Below are 7,818 nucleotides of genomic sequence, written 5' to 3' on the forward strand. Positions count from 1 at the left end.
CGAGCAGTTCAAGACCGAAATCATCAAGGCCATCGACGAGCGCATCGGCAAGAACTCGGTGAAGCGCATCTACTTCCCCCAGTTCGTCGTTCAGTAAGCGCGCCGCACCGACCAGACGATGAGTACCGACGCTCTCAGCCAGATCGACATCGACCGCCTCTTGGACCCGAGTGCGGCACCAGCGCCCAGCGCCAAAGACGCCGGTGTGCCGGTCCAGCTCTACGACTTCTTCAGTCCGCGGCGCGTCTCGAAGGAGCGACTCCGCTCCCTTGAGGCAATGTACGAGCGCCTCGTGAAGGGGCTGGAAGGGTGGCTCGTCGCGCGCGTGCGCGCGCAGATCGAAATGACGCTCAACAGTGTCGAGCAGTTCACGTTCGGTGAGTTCACGCTGTCGCTGCCGAGGCCCTGCTCGTCGTTCATCTTCGACATCGCCGGCACGGGACAGAAGGGCGTCATCGACCTCGGTCCCGAATTCAGCACGTACATCATCGATCGGCTCTTCGGCGGGGAGGGCGCGGGCACCACGCTCATGCGCACGCTGACCCCCATCGAGCGGCTCGCCGTCCGGTCGGTTGCCGACAAGATCACGGGGCTCCTTCAGGAGATCTGGAGCGACCATGTCCCGATGGATCTGAGCATTTCCGGATTCGAGTCGTCGCCCGAAATCCTGCAGGTCATCAACCGGGAAGATCCCGTACTGGTGGCCAACATCGAGTTCAGCACCGGAGGCGTGAGCAGCCTGCTGCTCCTGTGCCTCCCCTTCTCCGTGCTCGACAAATTCTTCACGGCGGGCGGACAGCAACGCACCGCCATGCTCACCACGAGCGCTGAGGAACGCGAGGTCACGCGCCACCAGAGCGAGACCTCGCTGCGATTGACGAAAGTGCCAGTGACCGCGCGCCTGCCCGAATTCCACGTCTCGATGCGCGACATCGCCAGCCTCACGGAAGGCACGATCATCCCCACCGGCATTTCGACCGACGCGCGCGTGATCGTGCGTGCCGGCTCGCAGGAACGCTTTCTCGGCCATCCCGGCCGGACGAGCGGCAACCTCGCGGTACGCATCCTCGATGCCGTACCCGGCTCCTCGCTCCCTGACTCACGGACGACCTCCGCATGAACCCCGACATCGACGCGCTCGTCGGCAGCGCACAAGGCGCCAACTCCGTCTCGTCGTCCCCGGACGGATCCACCAGGCCCGGCGCCTCCGTCCGCACCCCACAGCTCACCGAGTTCGAGCAGACGATCATGAGCACCACGGAAGTCCCGATCGGCATGCTCCTGGATCTCTCCCTCCCCGTCGCCATCGAACTCGGCCGCACCTCGATGACGGTCCAGGAGATTCTCCGCCTCGGTCGTGGGTCCGTGATCCAGCTCGACCGCCTCGCGGGCGAACCGATCGACATCTACGTGGGCGACCGGCGCTTTGCCGAAGGCGAAGTCGTGGTGCTCGGCGAGCACTTCGGTGTGCGCATCACCCGTGTCCTGGCCAATCAGGCCATCGGCGCTGCAAACGCCGCCTGAGGCCTGACATGCTTTCCGCCGCCTTTGGTGTCGTTGCCGCTCTCGCCTTCGTCCTCGGACTTGGTGCCGTTTGCCTGTGGGCGCTCAAGCGCTTCGGGGCCGGCACCCTCGCGTCGAAAACACGCGTGCCGTTGGAAGTCGTGCAGCGCATTCCGTTGGGCCCGAAAACCGGGCTCGCCGTGGTGCGCGTCGGAGAACGGGTGATGGCACTCTCGGTCGGCGAAGGTGGCGTCCGTCAGCTGTTCGAACTCAATGAAGCCGATCGTCAGCGCGTGATCGCGACGAGCACGTTGCCAGTGCCGATGGTGTCGAGCGCGGCCGCCACCGCGTCGTTCACCCTGCCGACGGCGTTGACGGCGTCGCTCCCGGGCAAGTTCGGCGCGATCTTCAGCCGCTCGCTCAACGAGACCACGGTCCAGGCGGCCCTCGACGCCGGTGTCGCGCCGGTGGGGCCGACTATCGCGCCGACTATCGCGCCGAGTATGGCGCCCAGTGTAACGCCGCGTGTGGTGCCGCTGGTCGTCCTGCCGTTCTCGCCAACCGAGCGTTGCGAGGTGCCGTCGTTCCTGACGACGCCCATGACCACGCGCCGCGGCGACGCCCTCACGTATGCGCCGAAGGCCGTACCGCCGAAGGCCGTAGCGCCGAAGGCGATGCCAGCGAAGGCCGTAGCCCCGAAGGCGATGGCTGAACGGGACTTCCGCACGATGCTGGGGATTTCTCTGGGCGGCGCGGCGCGTCTCGCCGCGTTCGCCGCGGCCATGCTCCTGCTTGGCCCCACGACGCTGCGCTCGCAGGCAGCACCGCCGGCCACGCCGACGGCAGCGCCACAGGCAGTGCCGCAAGCCGCAGTCGCGGCGACGCCGACCACCCTCCAGACGCCGGCGCTGCCGGGTGCGGCCACCTCGGCCGCCGCCCAGACGGTTACGCCCACGACGGCGCCGGCGGCCACGACGCCCAGCGCCGTACCGCCGAAGAGCCGCAACTCGCGCCTGGGCGTGACCCCCGGCGCCGACAACGGCGCGTCGCTGACGGCACAGGCGGCGGCTTCGCGGCGTCCGATGTCGCAACTCGTGGTCGACTCCGCCCGTGAGGCGAACGGCCGTGCGGTCCTCGCGTCACCGGCGCCGGTCGGCACCGACGACGCCATCATGCGCATGATGCCGCAAATGGATGTGAAGCTCGGCGGCGACGGCGAGACCGGCGGGCTTCGCCTGAACGGTACCGTGGGCATCGTCGTGATGATGGGGCTGCTCACGCTGCTCCCCACGCTGCTGCTCATGATGACAGGATTCACCCGCATCCTGATCGTCCTCAACTTCCTGAAGCAGGCGATGGGCACGCAGAGTGCGCCGCCGGCACACCTGCTGGCCGGCATGGCCCTGCTGCTGACCGGGTTCGTGATGACCCCCACGCTTACGCAGGTCAACCGGGAGGCCATCGAGCCCTGGCTCGATGGGAAGATCACGCAGGTCGAGATGATGAAGACCGGCGTCAAGCCGATGCGCACCTTCATGTTGCGTCAGACGCGCGAGGCCGACCTCAAGACGTTCGTCGACATGAGCCGCATGCCGCGTCCGAACTCCGTGGACGACGTGCCCCTCCATGTCCTGATGTCAGCGTTCGTGGCCAGTGAGCTGCGGACGGCGTTCCAGATCGGCTTTGCGATCTACCTGCCCTTCATCATCATCGACGCGGTCGTGGCCTCGGTGCTCATGAGCATGGGCATGATGATGCTCCCGCCTGCCATGATCTCACTGCCATTCAAGTTACTGCTGTTCGTGCTGGTCGACGGGTGGACACTGACCATCACGAGCCTGGTGCAGAGCTTCAAGTAGCGGCCGCGGGCGCCGATCGCCCCCAGCGGCAACTCTCGCCGCACCGACACCCGGCAATTCCTGCCGAAACCAGCGAACCGGTCAAAACGACCGGTTCGCTGTTGCTTTGCAAGTCTATGTAAATCAATGATTTAGCGCACAGCATTCGACCCGGCGCGTGTGGTACGGCCCGTGCTTTACTGAGGCATCGACCGTTCTCTTTTCTCGAGCCGACCCCCGGATGTCTCACCAACTCGTCATCGACTTGTCGCGCCAAGCCATCATGACCGCGCTCATGATCGCCGCGCCGATGCTGCTCATCGCCCTCGGGGTGGGGCTCGTCGTATCGATCATCCAGTCGGTGACCCAGATCCAGGAACAGACGCTCGCCTTCGTGCCGAAGCTCGTCCTGGTGGGCGGCGCCTTCATCGTCGGTCTGCCGTGGTTGCTGCAGATCCTGATCCGCTACACCACCGAACTCTTTCGCGGCATCCCCGCGATGGTCGGCTGAGCCGGATCGATCCTGTGACGGCATCCCCGGGCCTGTTCGGCCTTCCTGACTTCTTCGCTCCCGGCGTCGCGACGGCCTTCGTGCTGACCGCGCTCCGCGTGGGCGGGCTGCTGCTGGTGGCCCCGGCGTGGTCCGCGAAGACGTTCCCCATGAAGCTCCGCACCGCGCTGCTCGTCGTCTTCGCCACGCTGCTCATTCCGAGCGCCTCGGCGACCGCCGATCTCGCCACGCTCCGCATTACGCCGGTGACGTTCCTGAGCGAGACCATCATCGGCTTCGTGATCGGCTTCGCCGCGGCGATCATCGTGGCCGGTGCCGAGTTCGCGGGTGAGTTGATGACCAACTCGATCGGTCTCTCCGGCATGGCGATTCTCGATCCCGTCAATAACACGCAGGGCGCCGTGCTCGGCACCTTCATGCAGCTGCTGGCTCTCACGCTCCTGCTCACCGGGGGCGGGCATCTCATCATGCTGCAGGCGGTCGCGCAGAGCTTCGTGGCGATGCCACTCGGCGCCCCGCTCGATCTCGCCAACGGAATGCTGTCGGTCACCAAGGCCGGCACCACGATCTTCTCGAGCGGGGTGCAGTTCGCCGCGCCGGTGATCGCGGCCATTCTCGTCGCCAACATCGCGCTGGCGATCCTCGGACGCGCCGCGCCGCAGTTGCAGGTCATGAGCCTCGCCTTCCCCCTGCAGATCGGGATCGGCCTGCTCACCTTCGCCGGGTCGATCGGCCTCATCGTCCACGCGCTCGCCGACTGGACGCCGGCCTACGCCACGACCCTCGACACTTTTGCGCGGGCGGTGCAACTCGCCCCTGCGCCAGCGGGGGGGCGTTGATCCATGGCTGAATCCGAATCCGGCGAAAAGACCGAAGCGCCCTCTGGCAAACGCCTCGACGACGCGCGCAACAAGGGCCAGATCGCCAAGAGCCCCGAGCTCACCACCGCCGCCTTCCTCCTGGGCTCCACGCTCACGATGACGATGGCCGGGCCGCCGCTGTGGCAGTTCCTGCTCGACACGATGGGCAACACGCTGGCCCGCTCGGGCGATCTCGAGCGCGGCGGCATGTCCACCATTCCGTTTCTGCAGGCCCTCGGCTTTCGCACCATCGTCGCGATGGTCGGCGTCATGGCGGCCCTCGCCGTGATTGCCATTGCCGTGCAGGCCGTGCAAACCGGCGGCCTGCTCACCACCGAACCCCTCACGCCGAAGTTCAGCCGCATCAATCCGATGAACAATCTCGGACGGCTCTTCGGCAAGCAGTCGATCGTCGAACTCGTGAAGGCGCTGCTCAAGCTCAGCATCGTGTCGTGGGCCGTGTACTCCACCCTCGCCGATGCCTGGCCCGATGTGCAGGGACTCGCCCTCGACCGGTCGCCCGCCGCGCTCATGCAGGTCGTGAGCAAGTACGCCGTGGCACTGCTCAAGAACGCCGGCCTGATGTTCCTCGTCCTGGCACTCGCCGACTACGCGTGGCAGAAGTACACCACGACCGAGTCGTTGAAGATGACCAAGCAGGAAGTGAAGGACGAAGCGAAGTCGCAGGAAGGCAATCAGGAAGTGAAGGGGCGCCGTCGGCAGATCGGACGCGAGCGGATTCGTCGGCAGATGTTCGCGGCCGTCCCCAAGGCCGATGTCGTCATCGTGAACCCGGTGCACATCGCCATCGCCATCAAGTACGACCCCGAGATCGCCCCCGCGCCGTACGTCGTCGCGATCGGCCAGCGCAAGATCGCCCTGCGCATCAAGGAACTCGCCTTCAAGCACAACGTGCCGGTGATCGAAAACATCCCCCTCGCCCGCGCGCTCATCGTCGTCGCCAAAGTGGGCACCGTCATTCCCGTCGAGATGTATCTGGCCGTGGCCGAAGTCCTGGCCTTCGTGATGCGCCAACGTGAACGGTTCGGCGCCTCCTGGCGTGGAACGGCCGCCGCCTGAGGAACAGTCCAGTGACCAGCGCAGCACTCCCTATCTCGCTCCCCATCGAGCCCGGCAAGAAGGCAGAAGTCGCCCTCGCCATCGCGGTCGTCCTCATTCTGGCACTGATCGTGGTGCCGTTGCCGCCGATCATGCTCGACCTGTTCCTGGCCGCCAGCATCGGCTTGTCGCTCGTCGTGCTGCTGGTGTCGCTGTACACCACCGATCCGCTCGACTTCAGCAGCTTCCCCGCGCTGCTGTTGCTGCTCACGCTCTTCCGCATCGGCCTCAACGTCTCGTCCACGCGCCTCATTCTCACGCAGGCGCACGCGGGCAAGGTGATCGAGGCGTTCGGGAATTTCGTCATCGGCGGCAACTATGCCGTCGGTATCGTGATCTTCCTGCTGCTCATCGGCATCAACTTCATCGTCATCACGAAGGGTGCCGGCCGCATCGCCGAAGTCGGCGCGCGCTTCGCCCTCGACGCGATGCCCGGCAAGCAGATGGCGATCGACGCCGATCTCTCGGCCGGCCTCATCGATGAGAAGGAGGCCCGCACGCGCCGCGACGTGATCTCGCGCACCGCCGACTTCTACGGCGCGATGGACGGCGCCTCGAAGTACGTGAAGGGCGACGCCATCCTCGGCATTCTCGTGGTCGCCGTCAACATCATCGGCGGCATCTTCATCGGCGTCATCCAGAAGGGGATGTCGCTGGAGAAGGCCGCCAGCACCTACACGCTCCTCACCGTCGGCGACGGGCTCGTGTCGCAGGTGCCGGCGCTGATCATCAGCACGGCCGCCGGCCTCATGGTCACCAGCGCCGCCGGCAACGAGCGCATGGGCACCGTGCTCAGCAAGCAGCTCGGTGCGCATCCGCGCGCCATGTGGATGGTGGCGGCCGTGCTGTCGTCGTTCGCGCTGATTCCCGGCTTGCCGATGTTCCCCTTCCTCGCCTTGGCCGCGGGCGCTGCGGTGCTCGCCAAGATGTCGGAGAAGGCCGTCAAGACACGGGCCGAACTCGCCCAGTTCGTCGCCACGCCGATCGACGAAGTCGAAGCGCCGGCCCCGAGCGATCCGATGCGCGACCTGCTGCAGATCGATCCCATCGAACTCGAAGTCGGCTACTCACTCATCCCGCTCGTGGACGAAAGTCAGGGCGGCGATCTCCTCGAACGCATCGGCCTCCTGCGCAAGCAGGCGGCGCTCGACCTCGGCATGCTCGTGCCGGCCATTCGCATCCGCGACGACATCCGGCTCCCGGCCAACGAATACGTCATCAAACTGCGCGGCTCCGAAGTGGCGCGCGGCGAGGTGCTGCCGCGCTTCGTCATGGCGCTCAACACCGGTGGCGTGATCGAGGAAGTCCAGGGGATGGACACCGTCGATCCGTCGTTCGGCATGCCTGCCAAGTGGGTCTCGATGGCGCAGCGTTCCGACGCCGAAGCGCGCGGCTACGTGGTCGTCGAACCGACCACGGTCGTGGCCACGCACCTGCTGGAAACGCTCAAGACGAGCGCCGCCGATCTGCTCGGTCGCCAGGAAGTGCAGGAGATGGTCGAGACGCTCAAGAAGTCGCACCCGGCGCTGGTCGAAGAGATCATCCCGAACAAGGTCTCGCTCAGCGTGCTGCACCGCGTGCTGCAGCGCCTCCTCCGCGAGCGCGTGCCCATTCGCGATCTCGTCACGATCCTCGAAGCGATCGGCGACGGCGCGGAGGCCACGAAGGATCCGGAAGCGCTCACCGAAGTGGTGCGCAAGGCGCTCACCAACGTCATCGCCCGTCTGTTCGCCGATCCGAGTGGTGTCGTCCGCGGCATCACCATCGGCGGCCGGCTCGAGTCGGCACTGCTCGGTCTCTTCTCACCGCGCTCGTCGGCCGTCAACACGCCGGTTCTCACGCCGGAATCGCTGGCCGGCCTGCTTCGCGACCTCAACCAGATGGCCAGCACCTACTCGATGGATGGCCGTCCGCTCCCGCTCATCACGCCGCCGTCGCTGCGCGTGGGCGTGCGCCGCCTGATCGAACCTGTGTTGCCCAGCCTGCC

General features: G+C 66.3%; 7 protein-coding genes. All 7 read left to right on the forward strand.

The genetic code is table 11. The features are described 5' to 3' along the window. Positions 1 to 118: 118 nt before the first annotated feature. Complete coding sequence (locus ACIRA7_RS13245) at positions 119 to 1,120, forward strand: flagellar motor switch protein FliM (protein WP_396221318.1); 1,002 nt, start codon at positions 119 to 121, stop codon at positions 1,118 to 1,120. After that, positions 1,117 to 1,524 carry a flagellar motor switch protein FliN gene (gene fliN / locus ACIRA7_RS13250; protein WP_396221319.1) on the forward strand — a complete coding sequence of 136 codons (408 nt, stop codon included), beginning with the start codon at positions 1,117 to 1,119 and terminating at the stop codon, positions 1,522 to 1,524. Before ACIRA7_RS13245 ends, fliN begins: the two co-directional genes overlap by 4 nt. A gap of 8 nt (positions 1,525 to 1,532) precedes the next feature. Further along, positions 1,533 to 3,362 carry a flagellar type III secretion system pore protein FliP gene (fliP, locus tag ACIRA7_RS13255; RefSeq protein WP_396221320.1) on the forward strand — a complete coding sequence of 610 codons (1,830 nt, stop codon included), beginning with the start codon at positions 1,533 to 1,535 and terminating at the stop codon, positions 3,360 to 3,362. A 220-nt stretch (positions 3,363 to 3,582) separates the two neighbouring features. Then, positions 3,583 to 3,852, forward strand: coding sequence for a flagellar biosynthesis protein FliQ (gene fliQ, locus ACIRA7_RS13260; RefSeq protein ID WP_396221321.1), 270 nt, complete (start codon positions 3,583 to 3,585; stop codon positions 3,850 to 3,852). Positions 3,853 to 3,866: 14 nt separating this feature from the next. After that, positions 3,867 to 4,691 (forward strand): flagellar biosynthetic protein FliR, encoded by an 825-nt coding sequence (locus ACIRA7_RS13265; protein WP_396221323.1) that lies wholly within the window; start codon positions 3,867 to 3,869, stop codon positions 4,689 to 4,691. A gap of 3 nt (positions 4,692 to 4,694) precedes the next feature. Then, a complete protein-coding gene (locus ACIRA7_RS13270) occupies positions 4,695 to 5,792 on the forward strand; it encodes a flagellar biosynthesis protein FlhB (RefSeq protein WP_396221324.1) in 1,098 nt (365 codons plus the stop codon). An 11-nt stretch (positions 5,793 to 5,803) separates the two neighbouring features. Then, positions 5,804 to 7,818, forward strand: a 2,015-nt coding sequence (flhA, locus tag ACIRA7_RS13275) for a flagellar biosynthesis protein FlhA (RefSeq protein ID WP_396221325.1), incomplete at its 3' end; no start/stop codon positions are given.

The organism is Gemmatimonas sp., assembly GCF_044376735.1.
GTDB lineage: Bacteria > Gemmatimonadota > Gemmatimonadetes > Gemmatimonadales > Gemmatimonadaceae > Gemmatimonas.